The 24,528-nt window shown below is 63.5% G+C and carries 22 protein-coding genes; 7 read left to right on the forward strand and 15 right to left on the reverse strand.

Going from position 1 to position 24,528, the window contains the following annotated elements; all coding sequences use genetic code 11:
- Window positions 1–135: 135 nt before the first annotated feature.
- From lpdA to NKJ73_RS15870, 4 genes are all read right to left on the reverse strand, one after another.
- Window positions 136–1,530: a dihydrolipoyl dehydrogenase gene (gene lpdA / locus NKJ73_RS15855; protein ID WP_023675937.1), complete on the reverse strand. Its 1,395-nt coding sequence runs from the start codon at window positions 1,528–1,530 to the stop codon at window positions 136–138.
- Between the two features lie 246 nt (window positions 1,531–1,776).
- Window positions 1,777–3,189: a dihydrolipoamide acetyltransferase family protein gene (locus tag NKJ73_RS15860; RefSeq protein ID WP_023675936.1), complete on the reverse strand. Its 1,413-nt coding sequence runs from the start codon at window positions 3,187–3,189 to the stop codon at window positions 1,777–1,779.
- A gap of 10 nt (window positions 3,190–3,199) precedes the next feature.
- Window positions 3,200–4,213: an alpha-ketoacid dehydrogenase subunit beta gene (locus NKJ73_RS15865; protein ID WP_023675935.1), complete on the reverse strand. Its 1,014-nt coding sequence runs from the start codon at window positions 4,211–4,213 to the stop codon at window positions 3,200–3,202.
- A gap of 2 nt (window positions 4,214–4,215) precedes the next feature.
- On the reverse strand, window positions 4,216–5,448 hold the full coding sequence (locus tag NKJ73_RS15870; RefSeq protein ID WP_023675934.1) for a 3-methyl-2-oxobutanoate dehydrogenase (2-methylpropanoyl-transferring) subunit alpha: 1,233 nt from the start codon (window positions 5,446–5,448) through the stop codon (window positions 4,216–4,218).
- 430 nt (window positions 5,449–5,878) lie between these two features.
- Here NKJ73_RS15870 and holA point away from each other — a divergent pair, with 430 nt between their 5' ends.
- Window positions 5,879–6,925 (forward strand): DNA polymerase III subunit delta, encoded by a 1,047-nt coding sequence (holA, locus tag NKJ73_RS15875; RefSeq protein WP_023675932.1) that lies wholly within the window; start codon window positions 5,879–5,881, stop codon window positions 6,923–6,925.
- Between the two features lie 228 nt (window positions 6,926–7,153).
- Here the strand turns inward: holA and NKJ73_RS15880 are convergent, their stop codons facing one another.
- The 5 genes from NKJ73_RS15880 to mnmE form a co-directional block, all read right to left on the reverse strand.
- Window positions 7,154–8,035 (reverse strand): ParB/RepB/Spo0J family partition protein, encoded by an 882-nt coding sequence (locus NKJ73_RS15880; RefSeq protein ID WP_352570097.1) that lies wholly within the window; start codon window positions 8,033–8,035, stop codon window positions 7,154–7,156.
- A gap of 50 nt (window positions 8,036–8,085) precedes the next feature.
- Entirely contained in the window at window positions 8,086–8,886 is an 801-nt protein-coding gene (locus NKJ73_RS15885) for a ParA family protein (RefSeq protein WP_084642633.1), read from the reverse strand.
- Window positions 8,887–8,919: 33 nt separating this feature from the next.
- The gene (rsmG, locus tag NKJ73_RS15890; RefSeq protein ID WP_352570098.1) at window positions 8,920–9,561 is read right to left on the reverse strand and encodes a 16S rRNA (guanine(527)-N(7))-methyltransferase RsmG; all 642 of its coding nucleotides are present in this window, start codon (window positions 9,559–9,561) and stop codon (window positions 8,920–8,922) included.
- Window positions 9,558–11,447, reverse strand: coding sequence for a tRNA uridine-5-carboxymethylaminomethyl(34) synthesis enzyme MnmG (mnmG, locus tag NKJ73_RS15895; RefSeq protein ID WP_352570099.1), 1,890 nt, complete (start codon window positions 11,445–11,447; stop codon window positions 9,558–9,560). The genes rsmG and mnmG overlap by 4 nt, the downstream gene beginning before the upstream one ends.
- A gap of 262 nt (window positions 11,448–11,709) precedes the next feature.
- Window positions 11,710–13,038: a tRNA uridine-5-carboxymethylaminomethyl(34) synthesis GTPase MnmE gene (mnmE, locus tag NKJ73_RS15900; RefSeq protein ID WP_352570100.1), complete on the reverse strand. Its 1,329-nt coding sequence runs from the start codon at window positions 13,036–13,038 to the stop codon at window positions 11,710–11,712.
- Between the two features lie 58 nt (window positions 13,039–13,096).
- Here mnmE and NKJ73_RS15905 point away from each other — a divergent pair, with 58 nt between their 5' ends.
- The gene (locus NKJ73_RS15905; protein ID WP_352570101.1) at window positions 13,097–15,115 is read left to right on the forward strand and encodes a thioredoxin domain-containing protein; all 2,019 of its coding nucleotides are present in this window, start codon (window positions 13,097–13,099) and stop codon (window positions 15,113–15,115) included.
- 184 nt (window positions 15,116–15,299) lie between these two features.
- On the opposite strand, the gene rho is transcribed toward NKJ73_RS15905, so the two are convergent.
- The 3 genes from rho to hemE form a co-directional block, all read right to left on the reverse strand.
- A complete protein-coding gene (rho, locus tag NKJ73_RS15910) occupies window positions 15,300–16,565 on the reverse strand; it encodes a transcription termination factor Rho (RefSeq protein ID WP_023675925.1) in 1,266 nt (421 codons plus the stop codon).
- 166 nt (window positions 16,566–16,731) lie between these two features.
- Window positions 16,732–17,277 carry a protoporphyrinogen oxidase HemJ gene (gene hemJ / locus NKJ73_RS15915; RefSeq protein ID WP_031211566.1) on the reverse strand — a complete coding sequence of 182 codons (546 nt, stop codon included), beginning with the start codon at window positions 17,275–17,277 and terminating at the stop codon, window positions 16,732–16,734.
- A gap of 2 nt (window positions 17,278–17,279) precedes the next feature.
- Window positions 17,280–18,308 carry a uroporphyrinogen decarboxylase gene (hemE, locus tag NKJ73_RS15920; RefSeq protein ID WP_352570102.1) on the reverse strand — a complete coding sequence of 343 codons (1,029 nt, stop codon included), beginning with the start codon at window positions 18,306–18,308 and terminating at the stop codon, window positions 17,280–17,282.
- A gap of 401 nt (window positions 18,309–18,709) precedes the next feature.
- Between hemE and NKJ73_RS15925 the strand changes: the two genes are divergently transcribed.
- From NKJ73_RS15925 to dnaQ, 5 genes are all read left to right on the forward strand, one after another.
- Window positions 18,710–19,528 carry a pyruvate, water dikinase regulatory protein gene (locus NKJ73_RS15925; RefSeq protein WP_352570103.1) on the forward strand — a complete coding sequence of 273 codons (819 nt, stop codon included), beginning with the start codon at window positions 18,710–18,712 and terminating at the stop codon, window positions 19,526–19,528.
- Window positions 19,529–19,724: 196 nt separating this feature from the next.
- Window positions 19,725–20,324, forward strand: a complete 600-nt coding sequence (locus NKJ73_RS15930; RefSeq protein WP_352458815.1) for a Maf-like protein — start codon at window positions 19,725–19,727, stop codon at window positions 20,322–20,324.
- Window positions 20,317–21,159 (forward strand): shikimate dehydrogenase, encoded by an 843-nt coding sequence (locus NKJ73_RS15935; RefSeq protein WP_352570104.1) that lies wholly within the window; start codon window positions 20,317–20,319, stop codon window positions 21,157–21,159. Before NKJ73_RS15930 ends, NKJ73_RS15935 begins: the two co-directional genes overlap by 8 nt.
- The gene (gene coaE / locus NKJ73_RS15940) at window positions 21,156–21,758 is read left to right on the forward strand and encodes a dephospho-CoA kinase (protein ID WP_352570105.1); all 603 of its coding nucleotides are present in this window, start codon (window positions 21,156–21,158) and stop codon (window positions 21,756–21,758) included. The genes NKJ73_RS15935 and coaE overlap by 4 nt, the downstream gene beginning before the upstream one ends.
- Window positions 21,759–21,844: 86 nt before the next feature.
- Window positions 21,845–22,564: a DNA polymerase III subunit epsilon gene (dnaQ, locus tag NKJ73_RS15945; RefSeq protein WP_352570107.1), complete on the forward strand. Its 720-nt coding sequence runs from the start codon at window positions 21,845–21,847 to the stop codon at window positions 22,562–22,564.
- A gap of 196 nt (window positions 22,565–22,760) precedes the next feature.
- On the opposite strand, the gene NKJ73_RS15950 is transcribed toward dnaQ, so the two are convergent.
- The 3 genes from NKJ73_RS15950 to NKJ73_RS15960 all read right to left on the reverse strand — a co-directional run bounded on the left by NKJ73_RS15950 (window position 22,761) and on the right by NKJ73_RS15960 (window position 24,448).
- Entirely contained in the window at window positions 22,761–23,048 is a 288-nt protein-coding gene (locus NKJ73_RS15950; protein WP_352570211.1) for a GIY-YIG nuclease family protein, read from the reverse strand.
- Between the two features lie 294 nt (window positions 23,049–23,342).
- Entirely contained in the window at window positions 23,343–23,843 is a 501-nt protein-coding gene (gene secB, locus NKJ73_RS15955; RefSeq protein ID WP_023675917.1) for a protein-export chaperone SecB, read from the reverse strand.
- 113 nt (window positions 23,844–23,956) lie between these two features.
- Window positions 23,957–24,448, reverse strand: a complete 492-nt coding sequence (locus NKJ73_RS15960) for an FxsA family protein (protein WP_352570108.1) — start codon at window positions 24,446–24,448, stop codon at window positions 23,957–23,959.
- Window positions 24,449–24,528 lie beyond the last annotated feature (80 nt).

Here is a 24,528-nt window from a genome sequence, read left to right on the forward strand (position 1 = left end):
CGCCGAAGGCGACAGAGGGGGTCGCCTCGCGTAGAGCGCCAACCTCCATCTGTCGCAAGGGAGGTCGCATCCAGTCGAACCGACCCCCTCTGGCCTGCCGGCCATCTCCCCCTCAAGGGGGGAGAGCGCGAGCCCTCAGACATGCACCGCCCGCCCCAGCGCCTTCAGCGCCGCTTCCGGAAAACCCTCGCCCTGTGTCGGATGGGCATGGATCGTCCCGGCGATATCCTCCAGCGTCGCACCCATCTCCAGCGCCAGCCCAAACGCAGTGGACAGCTCCGACACGCCCTGGCCGACGGCTTGAATGCCAAGCACCAGATGGTTGTCCGCCCGCGCCACTACCCGGACGAATCCGTCCTCGCCCAACTTCGTCATCGCCCGGCCATTGGCGATGAAGGGAAACAGTCCGACCTTGATCTCGCCACGGGTCTTGGCCTCCTCCGGCGACAGGCCTGCGGTGACCAGCTCCGGATCGGTGAAACAGACAGCCGGGATCGCTCGTCTGTCCCAGCTGCGCTTGTGGCCGGCGACGATCTCGGCGACCATTTCGCCTTGCGCCATGGCCCGGTGCGCCAGCATCGGCTCGCCGGTGACGTCGCCAATGGCAAAGATACCACGCATCGAGCTGCGGCACTGGTCGTCGATGCGGATGAAGGATCCGGCCATGTCGAGGTCGATCTGCTCCAACCCCCAGCCTTCGGTCACCGGCTTGCGACCGACCGTGACCAGCACCATGTCGCCGGCAATCTTGCCGTTCTTGCCGCCATTCGTCTCGACCAGCAGCGCGTCGCGCTTAGTGGACAGCCCCTTGGCCTTGGCGTTCACGAGCACCTCGATGCCGAGTTCGGCCAGCCGCTTCACCACCGGCCGGGTCAGTTCCGCATCATATTGCGCCAGCACGCGCGGCAACGCCTCGACTACGGTCACCTTGGCGCCCAGCTTGGCAAAGGCGATGCCGAGTTCCAGCCCGATATAGCCGCCGCCGACCACCGCCAGCCTCTCCGGAACTTCGCTCAGCGCCAGCGCCTCGGTCGACGAAATGACCGGCCCGCCGAACGGCAGCGATGGCAGATCTACCGGCGCCGAGCCGGTCGCTATCACCACAGTTTCGGCTCGGATCACCTGCATGCCGATCTCGGTCTCGACGGCAACGGTCTTGCCGTCGCGAAATGTCGCCCAGCCATGCACCGTCTTCACGCCAGCTTTCTTCAGCAGGCCGGCGACGCCGTTGTTCAGCCGGCTAACGATGCCGTCTTTCCAGGCAATGGTCGCCGCGAGATCAAGCGACGGTGCCGCGACCGTTATGCCGAGTGGACTTTTGCCGCCGGCCATGTGCGAGAGCTTTTCGAACTCTTCGGCTGCATGGATCAGCGCCTTTGACGGGATGCAGCCGACATTGAGGCAAGTGCCGCCCGGTTTGCCTGCCTCGACGATCACTGTGTCGATGCCAAGCTGCCCGGCGCGGATGGCACAGACATAGCCGCCCGGACCGGCGCCGATGACCAGCAGCTTGCAGGAGATTTCCTTCATCATTGCACCTTAGTTCGACGAGCCGGCGGGGCAGCACCCCCCTCTGTCCTGCCGGACATCTCCCCCTCAAGGGGGGAGATTGGCAGCTTTCGCGTTCGGCTTAGTCCTGCAAAGCTGGAGATTGGCGAAAGGCGGGATGACGGCCGATCTCCCCCCTTGAGGGGGAGATGCCCGGTAGGGCAGAGGGGGGCGCGAAGGATCGCTACTGCTCTCATCTCGCGCCCCTGCGATCCTCTGTTCATCTCATCAATCCACAAAAATCAGCGCCGGCGTTTCCAGCAGCGTCTTTATCCGCTGGATGAACACCGCCGCGTCCCAGCCGTCGATGACGCGGTGGTCGAAGCTGGAGGACAGGTTCATCATCTTGCGCGGGATGAACTGGGTACCGTCCCATACCGGCCGCACCATCATCTTGTTGACGCCGACGATCGCCACTTCCGGATGATTGATCACCGGCGTCGTCGCCACGCCGCCCATGGCGCCCAGCGAAGTGATGGTGATGGTCGATCCCGAGAGTTCGTCGCGCGTCGCCGTGCCGGATTTTGCTGCCTCGGCCAGCCTGACAACCTCGGCTGCACAGTCCCAGATGTCGCGCGCCTCGGCGTGCTTGACCACGGGCACCATCAGCCCGGAAGCCGTCTGCGCGGCGATGCCGATATGGACGCCGCCATGCTGGTGGACGATGCCGGCTTCGTCGTCGAACAGTGCGTTGACATTGGGCTGGTCGGCGATTGCCTTGACCATCGCCCGCATCAAGAACGGCAGCAGCGTCAGCTTCGGCCTGTTCCCGCCCGGCCGCTTCTCCTTGTTGAGCGCGGCGCGCAAATCCTCGAGCGCGGTGACGTCGATCTCCTCGACATAGGTGATATGCGGGATGCGCGACTTGGCCAGCGTCATCTTCTCGGCGATCTTTCGCCTGAGCCCGACTATCTTGATGTCCTCGACCGCCTCGTTGCGGGCAAGGCCGGAAACCTTGGCGAGCAGAGGTCCGCGCGCCAGGAAAGCCTCGATGTCCTCATGCTGGATGCGGCCGGCCGGGCCGGTTCCCGGGACCTGCCGAAGGTCGATGCCGGCCTCTTTCGCCCTCAAGCGGACGGCCGGTGAGGCCAGTGGCTTTTCGCCCTCCGGACGCGGCGCGCCGGAGGTCCGCGCAGTACCCCCACCGGCGGCAGTACCCCCACCCCTAACCCCTCCCCACAAGGGAGAGGGGGATTCGCCACCCGCCGCACTTAGTCCCTTATGCGTTGGTGTTTTTTCAGATGATCGTGGAGCGGTCTCGGGTTCGGCCTTGGAGGTTGCGGCACGTCCCCCTCCCCCTTGTGGGGAGGGGTTAGGGGTGGGGGTACTGCGCTCGGTGGGGGTATTCTTGGCGCCCGCCTCAGTGGCCTGCGACGCAGCATCCCTGACATTGCCCTCGCCCGCCACCTTCAACCTGACAATCGGCGAGCCGATCGCCACCGTGTCGCCGATCTCGGCGCCCAACCAGACGATTTCGCCATCGACGGGCGAAGGAATTTCGACCGTCGCCTTGTCGGTCATGACAGCGGCCAGCACGGCATCCTCGCGCACGAGATCGCCGACCTTGACCTGCCATTCGACGAGCTCGGCCTCGGCTACGCCTTCGCCGACATCGGGCAGCTTGATGACATATTCGCCCATCGTTCCCCCTTCAGGCTTCCACCGTTTCGACGAGCGCGCGGCCTAGCCGGGCAGGACCAGGAAAATAGTCCCACTCCTGCGCATGCGGATAGGGCGTGTCCCAGCCGGTGACCCGCGCCACCGGCGCTTCCAGATGGTAGAAGCAGCTCTCCTGAACCAGCGCCGAAAGTTCGGCGCCGAACCCCGATGTCAGCGTCGCCTCGTGCACGATGACGCAGCGCCCCGTCTTGTTGACCGAGGCGACGATCGTCTCGAGATCGAGCGGCAGCAGTGTCCTCAGATCTATGATCTCGGCATCGATGCCGGTCTCCTCGGCTGCCGCCTGGGCGACATAGACCATCGTGCCATAGGCAAGCACGGTGACTGCCGCACCCGGCCGTCGGATCACCGCCTTGCCGAGCGGCACCGTGTAATGGCCGTCGGCGACTTCGCCGAGCTCATGTTTCGACCATGGCGTTACCGGCCGCTCGTGATGACCGTCGAAAGGGCCATTATAAAGCCGCTTCGGTTCCAGGAAGATCACCGGGTCCGGATCCTCTATCGACGCGATCAAAAGGCCCTTGGCGTCATGCGGGTTCGAGGGCACCACGACTTTCAGGCCGGAGACGTGGGTGAACAGCGCCTCCGGGCTCTGGCTGTGGGTCTGGCCACCAAAAATGCCGCCGCCGGTCGGCATCCTGACCACGATCGGGCAGGTGAAATCACCGTTCGACCGGTAGCGCAGCCGCGCCGCTTCCGAGACGATCTGATCGTAGGCCGGATAAACATAGTCGGCAAACTGCACCTCGACGCAAGGCTTCAGCCCGTAGGCGGCCATGCCGATAGCCGCGCCGACAATGCCGGATTCGCTGATCGGCGCATCGAAGCAGCGGCTCTTGCCGTATTTCGCCTGCAGGCCCTGGGTGCAGCGGAAGACGCCGCCGAAGAAGCCGACATCCTCGCCGAACACGATGACGCGCTCGTCGCGCGCCATCGACACGTCCATGGCGTCGCGGATCGCCTCGATCATGGTCCGCCGCGGCATGGTCAGACCCCTGCGTGTTGGCGCTGGCGCCTGAGATGCGGCGGCATCTCGGCATAGACGCCCTCGAACATGTCGCGCGCCGAGGGCTTGCCGCCGGCATGCAGCGTGCCATGGCGCTCGGCCTCCCGCTGCGCCGAAATCACCGTGTCGAGGATTTCGGCCTCGGCCTGGGCGTGGCGTTCGTCCGACCAGACGCCGCGCTGGATGAGATGGTTCTTCAGCCTGACGATCGGGTCGCCGAGCGGCCAGGCATCGGACTCGGCCTTCGGCCGGTAGGCCGACGGGTCGTCGGAGCTCGAATGGGCGCCGACGCGGTAAGTGACGTATTCGACCAGCGTCGGCCCGAGATTGCTGCGCGCCCGTTCCGCCGCCCATTTGGCCACCGCATGGACGGCGAGATAGTCGTTGCCGTCGACGCGCAGCGACGGAATACCGAAGCCGAGCCCACGGGCGGCAAACGTGCCGGAACCGCCGCGGGCGATGCCCTGGAAGGTCGAGATCGCCCACTGGTTGTTGACGACGTTGAGCACGACCGGCGCCTTGTAGGTCGAGGCGAACACCAGCGCCGAATGGAAGTCGGACTCGGCAGTCGAGCCGTCGCCGATCCAGGCGGCGGCGATCTTCTGGTCATTGCTGATCGCCGAGGCCATCGCCCAGCCGACCGCCTGGATGTACTGCGTCGCCAGATTGCCGGAGATCGAGAAGAAGCCGTGCTCCTTCGACGAATACATGATCGGCAATTGCCGCCCTTTCAGCGGATCGGCCTCGTTCGAATAGATCTGGTTCATCATCGTGACCATCGGGTAGCCGTCGGCGATGAGCAGGCCTGCCTGCCGATAGGTCGGAAAATTCATGTCGCCCCGCGACAGCGCCTTGCGGAAGGCGCAGCTCACCGCCTCTTCGCCGAGATGCTGCATGTAGAAAGAGGTCTTGCCCTGGCGCTGCGCCATCTGCATGCGCGCATCGAAGCTGCGCAGCGTCATCATATGGCGCAGCCCCTCCAGCAGTTCCTCGTCGGAAAGCAGGCCGGCCCACGGCCCGACAGCCTCGCCGGCGCGGTTGAGCACGCGAATGATCGAGAACGCCAGATCGCGGATGTCGCGCGGGTCGACGTCGATCTTCGGGCGCGGCACCGAGCCAGCTTTTGGAATGCTCACATTGGAGAAATCCGGCGTCCCGCCCGGCCGCACTTCCGGTTCCGGAACATGGAAGCGCAGCATTCCGGCATCGGCCATGATCTCGGTCCTCCACTGTTGCCCGGCTAGGATATTTGCACACCGCCAGACCAGTGCCAATTCGTCGGGCGAGGCTTCGCTGCCGCTGGCTGCTGCCCGCGGCAGACAGGATGGAGATATGTCGGCGAAATTTCTTGTCGATCTTCCGGATCGGCGCGCAATTTGGGAGATGATTGCGCCGGGTTTCCCGCCAGATAAGGCAATGCGTCGGGTTGGTCGGCGCGAGCACCTCCTTCTCCCCTTGTGGGAGAAGGTGGCCGAGCGAAGCTCGGTCGGATGAGGGGTGTTCCAGCTTGGCATCGACAGCACTCCGGCCGGCACCCCTCAACCGTCTTGGAGCTACGCGCCAATTCACCTTCTCCCACAAGGGGGAGAAGGAAAGGAGGGCGGCGCCGTTCACCCCGCGCCCGCGTCATGCTAATCAGCGCCTATGGCACAAAAGAAAGCATACGAGGTCGATGCATGGCTCGCGAAGCCGGATCCGCGCGTCTCGATCGTGCTGCTTTACGGTCCCGATCGCGGGCTGGTTGCCGAGCGGGCAAAGGCCTTTGCCGGCAAGACCGGCCTGCCGCTTGACGATCCGTTCTCGGTCGTCAGGCTGGACGGATCGGAAGTCGATCGCGACGAGGGCCGCCTGCTCGACGAGGCCCGCACCGTGCCGATGTTTTCGGAGCGGCGCCTGCTATGGGTGCGCAATGCCGGCGCTCAGAAGGCGCTTGCCGATGACGTCAAGGCGCTGACGTCGGAGCCCGCGCGGGACGCGATCATTCTCATCGAGGCCGGCGACTTGAAGAAGGGTGTCGGCCTGCGCGCCGTGGTGGAGGCGGCGGACAATGCCATGGCATTGCCTTGCTATGCCGATGAGGCCAGGGATATCGATACGGTCATCGACGACGAACTGCGCAAGGCCGGCATGTCGATGACACTGGAGGCGCGGCAGGCGCTGCGCCGCAATCTCGGCGGCGACCGGCTGGCCTCGCGCGGCGAGATCGAAAAGCTGGTGCTTTACGCGCATGGCCAGGCCGAAATCGGCCTCGACGACGTCAAGGCGACGTCTGGCGATGTCTCGGGCCTCTCCTTCGATGCGGCGGTCGACGCCCTGCTCGAAGGCAGGATCGCCGACTTCGATACCGCCTTCACCCGCCATTGCCAGTCCGGCGGCCAGCCCTTTCTGGTACTTTCATCGGCGATGCGGCAGTTGCAGGCGATCCAGGCGATGCGCGGCCAGATGGACGCCGGCGGCCGCAATGCCGCTTCGGTCGTAGCCGCGGCGCGCCCGCCGGTTTTTTTTTCGCGGCGCAAGCTGGTCGAGAAAGCCCTCGAACGGTGGAGCAGCGAAGCGCTCGGCCGCGCCCTCAACCGCCTGCAGACGGCGATCCTGCAGACACGCCGGCGGCCGGATCTGTCGGTCGCGCTGGCACGCCAGGCCCTGCTCGGCATTACCGTGGAGAGTGCCAGGCTGGCGCAGCGCACCTAATCTCCCCCCTTGAGGGGGAGATGTCGCCAAAGGCGACAGAGGGGGTCACAGCGCGTAGAACACCAGCCCCTTCCGCGAAGACAGAGGACGTGGGCGCTTGAAATTTGACGACCCCTTCTGGCCTGCCGGCCATCTCCCCCTCAAGGGGGGAGATTAACTACTTCGACGATTTCGCCAATCACCGCGCGGCAGCAAAACGTTATTTGCCGGCTAATTTTAGCAACCTACCTACTCCCGCTTCAGCCTTCGGCAAAGCTCGTCGAGCTGCTCCAGTGTCCGGTAGGCGACGCTGATCACGCCGCCGCGCTGGTTGTGCTCGATCGTGACGATCATGCCGATCGTGCTGGTCATCAGCCGCTCCAGCGCCAGCGTGTCGGCATCCTTTTGCGGCGGTGCGGCGGGCTGGCGTTTTGCCGCCGGCGCGCCGACCGGCAGCTGCGCCAAGGCCTCGGCCTGGCGCACCGAAAGCCCCTCATCGATGATCCGCTTGGCAAGTCCGGCCGGGTCGTCGGCCGTCACCAGGGTACGGGCGTGGCCGGCCGAGAGCGCGCCGTCGACCAGCATGTCGCGAATGACGTCGGGCAGCTTCAGCAGCCTCAGCGTATTGGCGACATGGCTGCGGCTCTTGCCGATCACCTGGCCGAGATCGGCTTGGGTATAGCCGTGGTCGTCGATCAGTTGCTGGTAGCCCAGCGCCTCCTCAACCGGGTTGAGGTCGGTGCGCTGGACGTTTTCGATGATCGCCAGCTCGAGCGCCGTGCGATCGTTGACGTCGCGCACGATGATCGGGATATCGGTCAGCCCGGCGCGTTGCGCCGCACGCCAACGACGCTCGCCTGCGATGATCTCGTAGCGGCCCGTTTGGGTTTTCGACGGCCGCGCCACCACCGGCTGCACCACGCCATGTTCGCGGATCGACTGGGCGAGGTCGGTCAGGTCGGCGTCGCCAAAATGCCGGCGCGGGTTTTTCGGGTTAGGGCTGAGGAACTCGATCGGCACCTTGCCGTCGGCCGCCAGGCCCGGCTTTTCCGGTGCCGCCGGGCGATCGATTTCGCCGATCAGCGCCGCCAGTCCCCGGCCCAGTCTTTTTCTCGAAGGGTCTTCGTTCATCGTCCGTCCAGATCGTTTCGGTATCGAATCGGGTTTATTGTTTACAACGGTTAAGCGGCACGCAATTTGCGCTCGCGGCGGATGACTTCCGAAGCAAGCTGCAGATAGGCCTGGCTGCCCGAACATTTGAGGTCGTAGAGAATCGCCGGTTTGCCGTAGGACGGCGCCTCGGAAACGCGGACATTGCGCGGGATGACGGTTTCATAGACCTTGTCGCCCATATGCGCCCGCACATCCTGCACCACCTGGTTGGCGAGATTGTTGCGCCCGTCGAACATGGTCAGCACGATGCCCTGGATCGTCAGGTCGGGGTTGATCGAGCGGCGCACCTGCTCGACCGTCTCCAAAAGCTGGCTCAGGCCCTCCAGCGCGAAAAACTCGCACTGCAGCGGCACCAGCACCGAATCGGCCGCAGCCATCGAATTCAGTGTCAGCAGGTTGAGCGACGGCGGGCAGTCGATCAGCACATAGCCGAAATTGGCCGAGCGCTCGGCCGAAGCCCGTAGAGCGTTGCGCAGCCGCAGCACCCGATCCGGCGCCGAGGCGATTTCCATCTCGATGCCGAGCAGGTCGAGCGTCGACGGTACGATCGACAGGCCAGGCACCGCCGTCGGGATCGCCGCCGCTTCGAGATCTAGCTCGCCGGTCAGCACATCATAGGACGAGACGGTGCGGTCGCGCCGGTCGATGCCAAGCCCGGTGCTGGCATTGCCCTGCGGGTCGAGATCGACGATCAGCACCTGTTCGCCTATGGCGGCGAGCGCCGTGGCCAGATTGATGGCGGTCGTCGTCTTGCCGACGCCGCCTTTCTGGTTGGCGACGGTGATGATTCGGGGGCCGTTCTTCATCATGGGTCTATGCCAGAAATTCATTTGGGTCGCCGGTCACAAGCCAGGGTGCTGTCGCAAGTCGGATACTTCGAGAATGACGCCCTGCGCGTCGGTTGCACTGGCATGTTCTACCAGATCGAAAGACCATCGTTGAGCGCTTTCTGCCACTTCGGCGCGGTAATCCCGGCCTTTGTGAAACAGGCCGCGCGACCCCTTGGTCAGCCACGGTGCCGCCAGGTCGAGCAAGTCGGGCAGCGAGGCGAGTGCCCTGGCTGTGACGATTTGCGGTGCAGGAACAAGAGGATAGCTGTCGTCGATGCGGCGCGCGATAACCTTGGCGGGCAGGCTGAACTGTCCGATGACCGCTTGCAGGAACGATGCTTTTTTCCGGTTGCTTTCAACCAGGTCGATACCGGCGCCGTCCCGCTCGGCAAGCAAAAAGGCCAGCACAAGGCCGGGAAACCCACCGCCGGAGCCGAGATCGACCCAGCGCTTCGCCTCTGGTTTGATTCGCGCCAGCTGCGCGCTGTCGAGGATGTGGCGGCGCCAGACATCGTCCTGCGTCGATTGCGCGGCCAGATTGATCCGGCGGTTCCATTTCTGGAAGACGGCCTCGAACTCAACCAGGCGATCGAATGTTTCACGTGAAACCGGGCCCGCTGCCGCCTGCAGGTTTGCCCAGGACGCAGCGCTCACGCGACCTGCTTTCGCGCGGCCGCCTCGGCATTGCGGACATGGGCGACAATAATCGCCAGCGCCGCCGGCGTCATGCCTTCCATGCGTTGCGCATCGGCAATCGAGCGCGGCTGGCGTGCCAGCATCTTCTGCTTCAACTCGTTCGACAGGCCGGGAACAGAAGCAAAGTCGAGCGACTCGGGAATAAGCCTGCTCTCCTCATGCCTGATCTGCGAAACATCGGCCTGCTGGCGGTCGAGATAGACAGAATATTTGGCTTCCGTTTCAAGACGTTCGGCCGTTTTGCTGTCGATCGCGGCGAAAGCCGGCTCGATCCGCGCCAGCCAAGCGATGTCGACGCCGGGATAGGCCAGCAACTCATAGGCCGAGCGACGGACGCCGTCCCGGTTGATTTCGAGCCCATGGCGCGCTGCCTCATTGGGGGTCATGGTGGTGCCGAGGGCGAGCTGTCGCGCCTTCTCAAGGTCTTGCATACCATTGTTGAACCGCTGCATCCGCTCCGGCGAGGCAATCTCCAGCCTTATCGCCAGTGGCGTCAGCCGCTCATCGGCGTTGTCGGCTCGCAGCGATAGCCGGAACTCGGCCCGCGAGGTGAACATGCGGTACGGCTCGGCGATGCCGCGGCTGGTCAAATCGTCGACCATCACGCCGATATAGGCTTCGGTGCGGCTCAGCACGATTTCCTCGTTCGCCGACGCCTTGCGCGCTGCATTCAAGCCGGCAAGCAGCCCTTGCGCGCCGGCTTCCTCGTAGCCGGTGGTGCCGTTGATCTGGCCGGCGAGGAAAAGGCCAGCGATCCGCCTGGTTTCCAGCGTTGGCTTGAGCTCGCGTGGATCGACATGGTCATACTCGATGGCATAGCCCGGCTGCAGCATGGTTGCCCGCTCCAGCCCCGGAATGGTCTTCAGGATGTCGAGTTGCACGTCCTCGGGCAGCGAGGTCGAAATGCCGTTCGGGTACACCGTGTCGTCGTCCAGCCCTTCCGGCTCCAGAAATATCTGGTGGCCTTCGCGGTCACCGAACTTGACGATCTTGTCTTCGATCGACGGGCAATAACGCGGCCCGACGCCTTCGATCGACCCCGAATACATGGCCGAGCGGCCGAGATTGGCGCGAATCAGCTCGTGCGTTGCATTGGTCGTTCGGGTAATGCCGCATTGGATCTGCGGATTTTCGATGCGATCGGTCAGCAGCGAGAACGGCACGGGGTCCTCGTCCGCGGCCTGGCTCTCCAGTGACGCCCAATCGATCGTCCTGCCGTCCAGCCGCGGCGGCGTGCCGGTCTTCAGCCGCCCGAGCCTGAAGCCGGCCCGGCTCATCGTCGCCGACAGGCTGATGCTCGCCTGCTCGTTCATGCGGCCGGCGACGATCTTTTTTTCGCCGATATGGATCAGCCCGCGCAAAAAAGTCCCGGTCGTCAGCACCACGGCGCCGCAGGCGAGCCGGCTTCCATCCGCCAATAGCACCGCCGCGATGCGTCCGTCGTCGATTTCCCCGTTGTTGATTTCGAAATCCAGCACCTCGCCTTCGATGACATCGAGGCCAGCCTGCTGGCGGATTGCCGCCTGCATGGCGACGCGATAGAGTTTTCGGTCGGCCTGCGTTCGCGGACCACGCACCGCTGGCCCCTTGCGGCGGTTGAGCAGGCGGAACTGGATGCCGGCGGCATCGGCGACGCGCCCCATCAGCCCGTCCATGGCGTCGATCTCGCGAACCAGATGGCCCTTGCCGAGGCCGCCGATCGCCGGATTGCAAGACATCACGCCGATCGTGTCGAAGCGCAGCGTCACCAGCGCCGTCCTGGCGCCAGCCCGCGCAGCGGCACTGGCTGCCTCGCAACCAGCATGACCGCCGCCCACCACAACCACATCATAGTGATTGGTCATTTCAGAATCCCGAATTCAAGTGGACCGACACATGTCCCTGGAGGCCCGCGCTGTCAAGAACGCAGGGCGCTTCAGACGCATGACTGCCCCCGACAATGCAGACAGAGATCGCCTGGCGCCGTTTTGTCTTCCCTTCTCCCCTTGTGGGAGAAGGGGAGACGCTGCGAGCAGGATCGTTTCACGTGAAACAGTCCCCCCTATTCCTGGGCCCGTGTTTCACGTGAATCACCGCCGGTGCTCCTTCCCCTATGTTTCACGTGAGTCATTTCCCAATACAAAACTGCGAAAAAATCACATCGAGCATGTCTTCGACATCGACCGACCCAACGATTCGTCCGAGCCGATCCGCCGCCAGGCGCAGCTCCTCGGCCTGCAGTTCCTGGCCGCGATCACCACTGGCCACTGCTGCGAGCAGGAAGCGTTTCGTCTCGTTGAGCAGCTCGACGTGCCGCAGCCGCGACGGCAGGATATCGCCGGCCTTGCCGATCTGGACTGCGGCACGACGCCCGATCTCGTCCAGCAGTTCGGCCAGACCCGTGCCGTCCCGCGTCGAGATAGCGAAATCATAGCGCACCGCGGGCGAGGGCGATTTGCCCCCCAACAGGTCAATTTTTGTTCCGACCCTCAGCGCCTGAATGTCGCTCGTCAGCACACCGATCGCGATTGGCTCCGCCAGATCCTCCAGCAGCAACAGCAGATCAGCGCTGTGCGCCTTGGTCCTGGCCTTCTCGATGCCGATCGCCTCTATCTTGCCGGGCGCCTCGCGCAGACCGGCGGTGTCGGTTACCCTGACCCGCACCCCTTCCAGGTCCAGTGCCACCTCGAGCAGGTCGCGGGTCGTGCCCGGCTCGTCGGTGACGATGGCCGCTTCGCGCCGCGCCAAGGCGTTGAACAGGCTGGACTTGCCGGCATTCGGCGCGCCGAGGATTACCACTTCGAACCCATCGCGAATGATTTCGGCAGCGCGGAAGCCGGCGACGTGGCGCTCTATTTCCCCGATCATCGCCCGGACATCGGACCAGACTGTATCGGCGACCGAGCCCGGCACGTCATCCTCGTCGGCAAAGTCGATCTCGGCCTCGATCATCGCGCGGGCGTGGATCAGCCGTCGGCGCCAGCCCAGATAGAGTTCGCTCTGCACGCCTTGGGCGTTGTGAACGGCAAAGCGCCGCTGCGCCTCGGTTTCGGCGTTGATGAGATCGGCCAGCGCCTCGGTTTCGACCAGATCGAGCTTGCCGTTGAGAAAGGCGCGGCGGGTGAATTCGCCAGGCTCGGCATGCCTGACACCGTCGAAGGAGGCGATCGTTTCCAGCATCCTCGCCACAACGGCGCGCCCGCCATGCACATGGAACTCTGCAACGTCCTCGCCGGTAAAACTGTCGGGACCGGCAAAGAAGACGGCAAGGCCGCTGTCCAGCACCGATCCGTCGGGCGCCCGGAACTTGCGATAGGTGGCAACGCGGTTTGGCACCTTCGATCCCGCAATCGTTTCGACAGCGAATCGACTATGCGGCCCGGAAATCCGGATCACCGCAATGCCGGCCGGCAGGCGCCCGCTCGACAGCGCCACGATGGAGTCTTTTGAAATCATTTGCCCGCTCTGCCGAAGCGCCCTAGCTATGCCTGTTCAATCCGCATCGAGTAGTGCCGTGACATTGCCTGCACAAAACCTGCTTGCCGAAGAGGCCAGCCCCTATCTGCAGCAGCACAGCGGCAATCCCGTGCACTGGCGGCCATGGTCGCCCGCCGCTCTGGCCGAAGCAAAGGTGCTGCAGCGTCCGATCCTGCTCTCTGTCGGCTACGCCGCATGCCATTGGTGCCATGTCATGGCGCATGAGAGCTTCGAGAACGACGACGTCGCCGCCGTCATGAACCGTCTCTTCGTCAATATCAAGGTCGACCGCGAGGAGCGCCCCGACATCGACCAGATCTATATGGCGGCACTGTCCTCGATGGGCGAGCAAGGCGGCTGGCCGCTGACCATGTTCCTGACCCCCGACGGCAAGCCGTTCTGGGGCGGCACCTATTTTCCGCGCGAGGCGCGCTACGGCCGGCCGGGTTTCGTCCAGGTGCTGGAGGCGGTTGACAAGGCTTGGCGGGAGAAGAAAGAAAGCGTTAACCAGAGTGCCGACGGCCTGACCACGCATGTCGAGACGCGGCTGGCGGGCAGCCATGGCAAGGCCGTGCTCGACCGCGGCATGCTGGCGAACCTCGCCAATGGCATTGACGGCATGATCGACCGCGATTTGGGCGGCCTGCGCGGCGCGCCGAAATTCCCCAACGCGCCATTCATGCAGAGCCTCTGGCTGTCCTGGCTGCGCGACGGCACCGCATCCCACCGCGACGCTGTTCTCCTCAGCCTCGAAAAGATGCTGGCCGGCGGCATCTATGACCATATTGGCGGCGGACTCAGCCGCTACTCGACCGACGCCGAATGGCTGGTCCCGCATTTCGAAAAAATGCTCTACGACAATGCCCAGCTCATCCGCTTGTGCAATTGGGCCTATGCGTCAACCGGCAAGGAATTGTTCCGGCTGCGAATCGAAGAGACGATTGCCTGGCTGTTGCGCGAAATGCGAGTCGAGGGCGATGCCTTTGCCGCCAGCCTTGATGCCGATAGCGAGGGCGAGGAGGGGTTGTTCTACACCTGGAGCAGGGATGAGCTCGAAGCAGCCCTTGGCGACGATTCAGCATTGTTTTTCAAATACTTCACGCTTGCCGGTCCGCATGGTTGGGAAGGCAAGCCGATCATTTGCCAGACTGATGCTCAACTGGCGCAGAGCGTCGTCGATCGTGACCTTCTGGTTCCGCTCAAGCAAAGGCTGCTGGCAGCGAGGGAACAGCGCGTGCGGCCCGGGCGTGACGGCAAGGCGCTGACCGACTGGAACGGCTTCATGATCGCAGCCCTTGCCGAGGCCGGACGGTCGCTTGGCCGATCCGACTGGATCGAAGCGGCGGCAGCGGCCTTTGCCGCAATTGCGGCTGCCGGACGTGACGGCCGCCTGCCGCATTCGATGCTCGGCGCAAAGAAGCTGTTTCCGGCTCTGTCGAGCGACTATGCCGCCATGGCCAACGCCGCCATCTCACTGTTCGAGGCGACCGGCAATCCCGACTATATCGATCGCGCCGAGAACTTCATTGAGCAACTCGATCTTTGGCACCGGGACAGCGACAAGACCGGCTATTATCTGACCGCGTCCGACAGCGCGGATGTGCCGATCCGCATCCGCGGCGATGTCGACGAAGCCAATCCTTCCGCTACCGGCCAGATCATCGAAGCCCTGGTCCGATTGTCGTCGCTTTCGGGCGATCTCGATCTCTGGGAAACAGCCTGGACAGTCGCAGAGCACGCGGGCGGGCGGGCGGAGCACCAGGGCTATGGCCAGGCGGGTATAGTCAATGCCTGTGCCTTGGCGCTTGAACCGCTGAAGCTGGTGATCGTGGATAGACCGGAGAATCCAAGGCTTGTTCCGGTTGCGAATCGAAATCCAGACCCGCGCCGGGTGGACATCGTCGTGCCTGTTGGCTCGGCGACAAATCTGCCGGCCTTGCCAGGCGGCGTCATGCCGCCAACGGCCGAGCCCGGCGCCTGGCTCTGCACGGGGCAGGTCTGCCTGCCGGTGGTGACTAGTGCCGAGGAGCTTGAGCGGCTGTTGCACCGGCAATGAGTCCAACGCGGCTCCCCCTTCTCCCCTTGTGGGAGAAGGTGGCCGAGCGAAGCTCGGTCGGATGAGGGGTGTTCCAGCTTGGCGCCGACGGAGTTCCGTCCGGCACCCCTCAACCGGCTTGCGCTGCGCGCCAATCCACCTTCTTCCACAAGGGGAGAAGGGAAGGACGGCGCCGGCCAACCCCCTACGTATTCATCGAATCGAAGAAATCCGCGTTGGTCTTGGTCTGCTTGAGCTTGTCGATAAGGAACTCGATGGCGTCGGTCGTTCCCATCGGCGCCAGGATGCGGCGCAGCACGAAGATCTTCTGCAGGTCCTGGCGCGGAACCAGCAGGTCTTCCTTGCGGGTGCCGGATTTGAGGATGTCCATGGCCGGATAGATGCGCTTGTCCGCCACCTTGCGGTCGAGCACGATTTCCGAATTGCCGGTGCCCTTGAACTCTTCGAAGATGACCTCGTCCATGCGGCTGCCGGTATCGATCAGCGCTGTCGCGATGATGGTCAGCGAGCCGCCTTCCTCGATATTGCGGGCAGCACCGAAGAAGCGCTTCGGCCGTTGCAGCGCATTGGCGTCGACACCGCCGGTCAGCACCTTGCCGGACGACGGCACGACGGTGTTGTAGGCGCGGCCGAGGCGGGTGATCGAGTCCAGCAGGATGACCACGTCACGGCCGTGCTCGACCAGGCGCTTGGCCTTTTCGATGACCATTTCGGCGACCTGGACGTGGCGCACCGCCGGCTCGTCGAAGGTCGAGGACACCACCTCGCCCTTCACCGAGCGCTGCATGTCGGTGACTTCCTCCGGCCGCTCGTCGATCAGAAGCACGATCAAATAGCATTCCGGATGGTTGGTGGTGATCGAATGGGCGATGTTCTGCAGCAGCACCGTCTTGCCGGTGCGCGGCTGCGCCACGATCAACGCGCGCTGGCCCTTGCCGAGCGGCGCCACCAGGTCGATGACGCGCGCCGAAATATCCTTGGAGGTCGGAACCTCCATCTCCATCTTCAGCCGCGAGGTCGGATAAAGCGGCGTCAGATTGTCGAAATGGATCTTGTGGCGGATTTTTTCCGGGTCGTCGAAATTGATCGTGTTGACCTTGAGCAGCGCGAAATAGCGCTCGCCCTCTTTCGGGCTGCGGATCGGCCCTTCGACCGTATCGCCGGTCTTCAGCGAGAACCGCCGGATCTGCGACGGTGAAATATAGATGTCGTCGGGACCTGGCAAATAGTTGGCATTGGCGGAGCGCAGGAAGCCAAAGCCGTCCTGCAGCACTTCGACGACGCCGTCGCCGATGATCTCGATATCCTGGGTCGCCAGCCTCTTCAGGATCGCGAACATCAGCTCCTGCTTGCGCATGACGCTGGCATTCTCGACTTCGAGCGATTCCGCATAAGCGATCAGCTCTGGCGGCTTCTTGTTCTTGAACTCTGTGAGTTTCATTTCTTGCATCATTAGACGGACTCTGAGTAAGCTTTGGGAAAAATATCGGCGGGATGCGACAAATGCCGGGCGCGGCCGAAGCGATAAATGGGCGGCGCATGACGGGAAGGAAGACCCGTCTTTTATCGTCGGTCGGTTGAAAGAGCAAGCCGCCTTTTGCGGGCAACCGAAGACGTCAGAACGGTTTCACGATAACCAGGACGACGATGACGATCATCAGCAATGTAGGGATCTCATTGACGATCCGCCAGTGCCTTGCCGATTTTTCATTGCGGTCTTCGGCAAATTTCCGGACGGCGCCGGCGAGATAGCCATGCACGGCCGACAGGCCAACCACCGCAGCGATCTTGGCATGCAGCCAGCCGCCTTGAAAACCAAAGCCTTTCCAGGCAAGCCACAGGCCGAATGCCCAGGTGATCACCATTGCCGGATTGATGATGCCGCGCAGCAGCCGGCGCTCCATCACCTTGAAGGTCTCCGACTGGACGGAGCCTTTTTCGGCATCGGCATGATAGACCAGCAAGCGCGGCAGATAGAGCATGCCCGCCATCCAGGAGATGACGGCAATCACATGGATCGCCTTCGCCCAAGGATAGAAATCATCGGGCCCGAACAGCAACAGCAGCCCGGCCAGCACCAGGAAAATGGCGATCGCGATTGCCGCGCGGCGCATCGCGCCCTTACCGGTGTTGGTGCCGTTCGCATTGTCCGCGCCCATCATCGTCACGATGCGCTCCGCACCAGCTTGACCATCCGCTCGACATGAGCGAGCGGCGTCTCCGGCGTGATGCCGTGGCCGAGATTGAAGATCAGCGGCCCGTCGCCCAGCGCCTTCAAGATCGCCCCCACGCCGTCGTCAAGCGCCTTGCCGCCGGCTACAAGCCTCAGCGGATCGAGATTGCCCTGCACGGCGCCGTCACGCTGCAATTCCTTCGCCGTCGACAATGGCACGGTCCAGTCGAGGCCCAGCCCGGTCACGCCGGTCTTCTGGCGATAGCTTCGATAGTGATCTCCCGCGCCCTTGGGAAAGCCGATGATCGGAACATTGGGATGGGCAGCCTTCACTTGCCGGACGATCGAGGCCACCGGGTCGACGCAGAACAACTCGAAAGACGCTTCGTCGAGTACGCCTGACCACGAATCGAAGATCTGCACCACGTCGGCGCCGGCCTCGATCTGGCGGATCAGATAAGCACCCGAATGATCGGCCAGCACCTTCAGCAGCCTAAGAAAGGCCGCCGGCTCGCGATAGGCGAACAGCCTGGCCGGCGCCTGGTCGGGCGTACCGTGGCCGGCAATCATGTAGGTCGCCACCGTCCAGGGCGCACCGCAGAAGCCGATCAGCGTCGTTTCATCAGGCAGTCTGGCGCGCAACCGCCGCACCGTCTCGTAGACCGGCTCGAGATTCACGTGAAACGTTTCGCCGTCGAGAGCCGCAATTTCCGCAGCCGTGATCGGCGTCAGCAGCGGGCCGCGTCCTTCCTCGAAGCGCACGTCGCGGCCGAGCGCATGCGGCACGACAAGAATATCGGAAAACAGGATCGATGCATCGAAGCCGAAGCGTTCGATCGGCTGCAGCGTCACTTCGACGGCGAGATCCGGGTCGTAGCAAAGATCGAGGAAGGATCCGGCCCGTCTCCTCGTCTCCCGGTATTCCGGCAGATAGCGGCCGGCCTGGCGCATCATCCAGAGCGGCGGCGGAAACGCCGCTTTGCCTCTCAACACGTCCAGCACGATCCGGTCTTGAGGCATTGAGCGCTCGCCTTTCCAGGCTTCCCTATAATTAAATATTCTATTTTTAGGAATCTTATGATTCTAAGAGTCTGTTGGTTGTGGTGGTTGTCTCCTGTCCCGCTTTGCCCTCGAAAAGACCAGCCAGCATATTGTCGCGCGCTTCTCCAGCGGGATTGCAGGACTTTGTGGAAAATCGGGAATTTACGACTGGAGTCAATGCGTTGCCGCCACGCCAGGGAAATTGCCCCTGTGGATGAAGCGAAGGCAAAAAGCTCCGTCCCCGGACTTGTCCCCAACCGCCCGGAGAAGCCGACAGCACATCGAATTGTGGACAAACCGGCATCTGATACAGTCGCTTTGCGGTGGCCGAGTTTTCCGCCCGGCTTATCCACATCGGCCCACAGCCTGGAATGTATCCTGTGAACAAACCGCAGAGCTTCTTTCACCTTCATCTGATTTCCGACGCCACCGGCGAAACGCTGCTGGCCGCCGGCCGCGCGGCTTCCGCGCAATACAAGGATGCGCGCGCCATCGAACATATCTACCCGCTCATCCGCACCGAAAAGCAGGTGACGAAGGTGTTCGAGGACATCGAGGAGGAGCCGGGCATCATCCTCTACACGGTGGTCGACCAGAAGCTTGCCCGCGGTATCGACGAACGCTGCGCGGCCATGGGCCTGCCTTGCGTCTCGGTGCTGGAGCCGGTGCTGACGGTGTTCCAGTCCTATCTCGGCACGCCTGCCGGCCGACGCGTCGGCGCCCAGCATGTGCTGAACGCCGAATATTTCCGCCGCATCGACGCGCTCAACTTCACCATGGAGCATGACGATGGTCAGCTGCCGGCCAATATGGACGATGCCGACATCGTGCTCGTCGGCATCTCCCGCACCTCGAAGACGCCGACCAGCATCTATCTCGCCAATCGCGGGATCAAGACCGCCAACATCCCGATCGTGCTCGGCGTGCCGGTGCCCGAAACCCTGGTCAATGCCAGGAGGCCGCTGATCGTCGGCCTGGTCGCCACCGCCGAACGGATCTCGCAGGTTCGGCAGAACCGCATTCTCGGCACCAGCGCCTATGAGCCGACCGACTATGTCGACCGTGCCGCGATCGCGGAAGAGCTCACCTATGCCCGCCAGATATGCACGCGGCACGGCTGGCCGATGATCGACGTCAGCCGCCGTTCGATCGAGGAGACGGCGGCGGCAATCGTTGCCCTGCGCGGCAAGACGCGGTAGGGTTTGGGCGCTTGTGCTGTGGGTGGTCCTTACCTTCTCCCCTTGTGGGAGAAGGTGGCCGAGCGAAGCTCGGTCGGATGAGGGGTGTTCCAGCTTGGCATCACCTGCACTCCGTCCAGCACCCCTCAACCGTCTTGGCGCTGCGCGCCAATCCACCTTCTCCCACAAGGGGAGAAGGAAAGATCAGGCGAAAAAAATGGCTGAAAAAATCATCCTTGCCTCGGGCAGCCCGTTCCGCAAGGCGCTGCTCGTCAATGCCGGCGTCACTGTCGAAGCGGTTCCGGCTTCTGTCGATGAGCGCGCGCTCGAGGCGCCGCTGCAGAATAGTGGCGTATCGCCGGAGGACGTCGCCCTGGTGCTCGCCGAAGCCAAGGCCACCGACGTCAGCGAGCGCAAGCCCGGCGCCCTAGTGCTCGGCTGCGACCAAACGCTGTCGCTCGGCGACGAGCTGTTCCATAAGCCGGCCGACATGGAAGGAGCGCGCCGTCATCTGCTGGCGCTGTCGGGCAAGACGCATCATCTCAACAGCGCCGTCGTGCTCGGCCGTGACGGCCAGGTTCTGTGGCGGCATGTCGGCATCGCCAGCCTGACCATGCGCAAGCTCGATCCGGCCTTCATCGGCCGCCATCTTGCGCGCGTCGGCGCCAAGGCGTTGTCCAGCGTCGGCGCTTACCAGATCGAAGGCGAAGGCATCCAGCTGTTCGAAAAAATCGAAGGCGACTATTTTACTATTGTCGGCCTGCCACTTTTGCCGGTGCTGGCCAAGCTGCGTGAGTTCGGGGCGATCGATGGCTGAGGCCACGAAAAAGGCGTTTGTCGCGGGCCACCCGATCGCGCATTCCAGGTCTCCGAAGATCCACGGCTACTGGCTGGCGAAATACGGCATCGGCGGCGTCTACGAGGCCATCGACGTTGCACCGGAGGCGTTTGCCGAATTCCTGCAGACGCTGCAGGCACAAGGCTATCGCGGCGGCAACGTCACCATCCCGCACAAGGAAGCCGCCTTCGCTTTGGCCAAGCGGCGTGACGCCGACGCCGAACAGATCGGTGCGGTCAACACGCTGTGGTTCGAGGATGGCGAATTGTGCGGCGGCAACACCGATGCCCATGGCTTTGCCGCCAATCTGGACGAATATGCACCGGGCTGGGCGGCCAACGGCCCCGCCGTGGTGCTCGGTGCCGGCGGCGCCGCTCGCGCGGTCATCCATGCGCTGAAGCAACGCGGCATCAACGATATCCGCATCGTCAACCGGACGCTTGCGAGGGCGCAGGACCTGCGCGACCGCTTCGGTGCAGGCGTTTCCGCCCACAACCTCGCGGCGACCGGCGAATTGCTCGAGGATGCCGGCCTGCTGGTCAACACGTCTGCGCTCGGCATGCACGGCAATGAAGGCCTGTCCGCCGACCCGGGCAGACTGCCTAGCCGTGCCATCGTCACCGACATCGTCTACGTGCCACTGGAGACGCCGCTCCTTGCCGCGGCCAAAGCGCGCGGCCTGAGAACCGTCGATGGGCTCGGCATGCTGCTGCACCAGGCGGTGCCCGGCTTCGAACGCTGGTTCGGCACCAGGCCGCAGGTCACCGCCGAACTGCGGCAAATGATCATCGCCGATATCGGCGCGATAAAATGATCGTGCTCGGCCTCACCGGATCGATCGGCATGGGCAAGTCGACCACCGCAAAGATGTTTGCCGAGGCCGGCGTGCCGGTCCATGATTCCGACGAGGCGGTGCATCGCCTCTATGCCGACCAGGCCGCCCCCATGGTCGAGGCGGCCTTTCCCGGGACCACCCGATCCGGTGCGGTCGATCGCACAAAGCTGGCCGAACGGGTGCTCGGCGACGCCGCCGCCCTGAAACGTCTGGAAGCGATCATCCATCCGTTGGTCCGTGCCGACGCCGATGCCTTCCTGGCTGAAAATCGTGCCGCCGGCGCGCCGCTTGCCGTGCTCGATATACCGCTGCTGTTCGAGACCGGCGGCCGTGATCGCGTCGACAAGGTCGTGGTCGTCACCGCGCCGCCTGAAGTCCAGCGCGCCCGCGTGCTGGCGCGGCCGGGCATGAACGAGGAGAAACTGGCGTCGATCCTGGCCAGGCAGGTTGCCGACGCCGAAAAGCGCCGGCGCGCCGACTTCGTCATCGACATCGGTCAGGGCTTTGACGCCGCTCGCGCGGCCGTCAAGGCGATCATCGCCGAACTAGTCGTGGATAAGGCAGCCAGGCCTGGTTAAGAGGCTTGCAGACCCACATTACTTGTTGCCATTTTGTTCCTGGTGTGATTCGGCTAGAATGATGCCGGAACCAGTGGACTGATTCGATGCGTGAGATCATCTTCGATACGGAAACCACCGGCCTCGACACGCGCGAGGACCGCGTCATCGAGCTTGGCGGCATCGAGCTGGTCAACCGCTTTCCGACCGGCCGCACCTTCCACAAATACATCAACCCGCAAGGCCGCCCGATCCATCACGAAGCGCAGGCCGTGCACGGCATCAGCGCCGCCGATCTTCAGGGCGAGCCGACTTTCATGGAGATCGCCGAGGAGTTCCTCGCCTTCATCGACGGGGCCAAGCTGGTCGCGCACAATGCCGGTTTCGACATCGGCTTCCTCAATCTCGAATTCGGCCGGCTTGGCCATCCGGCCATCGATCCGGGACGGATTGTCGACACGCTGGCGCTGGCGCGCCGCAAGCATCCGATGGGCCCCAATTCGCTCGATGCGCTCTGCCGCCGCTACGGCATCGACAACGGCCGCCGCACCAAGCACGGCGCGCTGCTCGATTCGGAATTGCTGGCCGAGGTCTATATCGAGCTTATCGGCGGCAAGCAGGCAAGCCTCATCCTCGACAGCATCCTGACTCCGGCGGGCGGAAGGCAGAATGTCGACGACATCGATATTTCGATCGGTGTGCGGCCGATCGCCTTGCCATCGCGCCTGACCGACGCCGAGCGCACCGCGCACGCGGGCATGGTTGGCACATTGGGCGAAAAGGCGCTCTGGCTGCGCGTCCCCCCGGAAGCGAGTTCCGCCGCATAGTGATTTTGACAGGTTGCGGTCATCGGCAGCGAACGTCGATAGTTCCGTTCAGTGGCAAATCGCAAACCTTGGAGATTGGCTGAAATATCCCTCCAATTCGTCATCCCAGGGCGGAGCAAGGAGCAAAGCGACGCGGCGCAGACCCTGGGATCCATGCCGTTACCACGCGGCAGTGCGCCTGCGGACCAGAACCGAACTACCACCCCGTTCCGCGAAAAAGCTCGAACCACTCTGGATTGGTCTTCTCGATCAGCTCGATCTTCCACTGCCGCGGCCAGCGCTTCAGCGACTTCTCGCGCTGAATGGCGTCACGAATGTCGAAATGTTCCTCGTACCAGACCAGGCGCTGCACGCCGTAGCGGCCGGTGAAGCGCGAACCTTGGCCGGATTTGTGCTCCGGCATGCGGCGGCCGAGATCGTTGGTGACGCCGATGTAGATCGTGCCGCGCTTCTGGCTAGCGGTCATGTAGGTATAGCCGGTCATGGCTGAAGGGTAGCTGGCACAGTTGCGGATACAAGCGCCGTTCTGAGCCGCTGTATTCTTCGGCTGATGTAACGGCATGGATCCCAGGGTCTCCGCGACGTCGCTTCGCTCCTGCTCCGCCCTGGGATGACGAAGACGTGGTGATATTCGGCTAATCTCGAAGATATTCGACTTGCCGCTGAAGAGAACCATCGACGCTTGCGTCCGATTGGCCTTCAGCCTTTCGGGCGGGACATCATTATAAAAAACCCGGCGCAAGGCCGGGTTTTTCCAAACGCTAGCGAGACAACCGCTTCAGCTCACCTTGACCTTGGCGGCAGCCTGGTCCTCGGCCAACTTCTGCTGGAACATCTGCGCGAAATCGATCGGGTCTAGCATCAGCGGCGGGAAGCCGCCATTGCGTGTTGCCTCGGCGATGATCTGCCGGGCGAACGGGAACAGCAGCCGCGGGCATTCGATGAACAGGATCGGCAGCATGTGCTCCTGCGGGAAGCCGCTGATGGAGAAGACGCCGCCATAGACCAGTTCGACATTGAACAGCACTTCCTGGTCGAACGACGCTTTGGCGTTCAGCGTCAAATTGACGTCGAACTGCTTGTCGGAAAGCGGATTGGCGTTGACGTTGACATTGATGGCGATGCCCGGAGCCTTGTCGCGGCCGCGCAGCGAGTTCGGTGCGCCCGGGCTTTCGAAGGACAGGTCCTTCACATATTGCGCAAGCACGTTGAGCGAAGGCTGCGCCGCATTTCCATTACCGTTGGCTGCGCCGGTCGGCGCGTCGTCGTTGCTGGCCATAAGCTGTGGTCCTTTTGCCTGGGCAGCGTTGCTGACCGGATTGAAATTCGGGCGTTCGCTATCATGGCCGGCCCGACAAGACAAGTTTGCAAAAGACGCCGGTTGCCTTGCAGCTACTCGTCCTTGAGGCGGCGCCAGGGAGAACCCGGTCCGCGCGTATGGTCGTCGGCCCGCGAATAGTCGCCGTCGTCGAGATCGATGGTCTTGCCGCGTTGCCTTGCCCGCAAATCACTGCTGAAATCGGTGGCCAGCACGATGCGGCCTTTCAGCATCCGCCAGGCAAGATCGCGCACCGGCGGCAGGAACAGCAGAAGGCCGAAAATATCCGAGATGAAGCCGGGGATGATCAAAAGGATCGCGGCCAGCACGATCATGGCGCCATGCGCAAGCTGGCCGCTCGGATCACGCCCGGCATCCATTTCGGCACGGACCCTGGCCATCACGCCAAAACCCTGGTGCCGCAGCAGCAAGGCGCCGGCAATGCTCGAGGCCAGCACCAGCCCGACCGTCGCCAGCGCGCCGATCTGGCGGCCGACAATGACGAAACCGGCTATCTCCAGCAGCGGAAGCGTTAGAATGAACAGGGGAAACAGCGAGATACGCAAATCTTGACCGATCGTTTCGATGTTTTGCCGGCCGGCGAGCAATCGCCGCTGGCACCAGAGCTGTTAGATAGGTATGGCTG

This window comes from Mesorhizobium sp. M0074 (assembly GCF_040322975.1).
Lineage (GTDB): Bacteria > Pseudomonadota > Alphaproteobacteria > Rhizobiales > Rhizobiaceae > Mesorhizobium.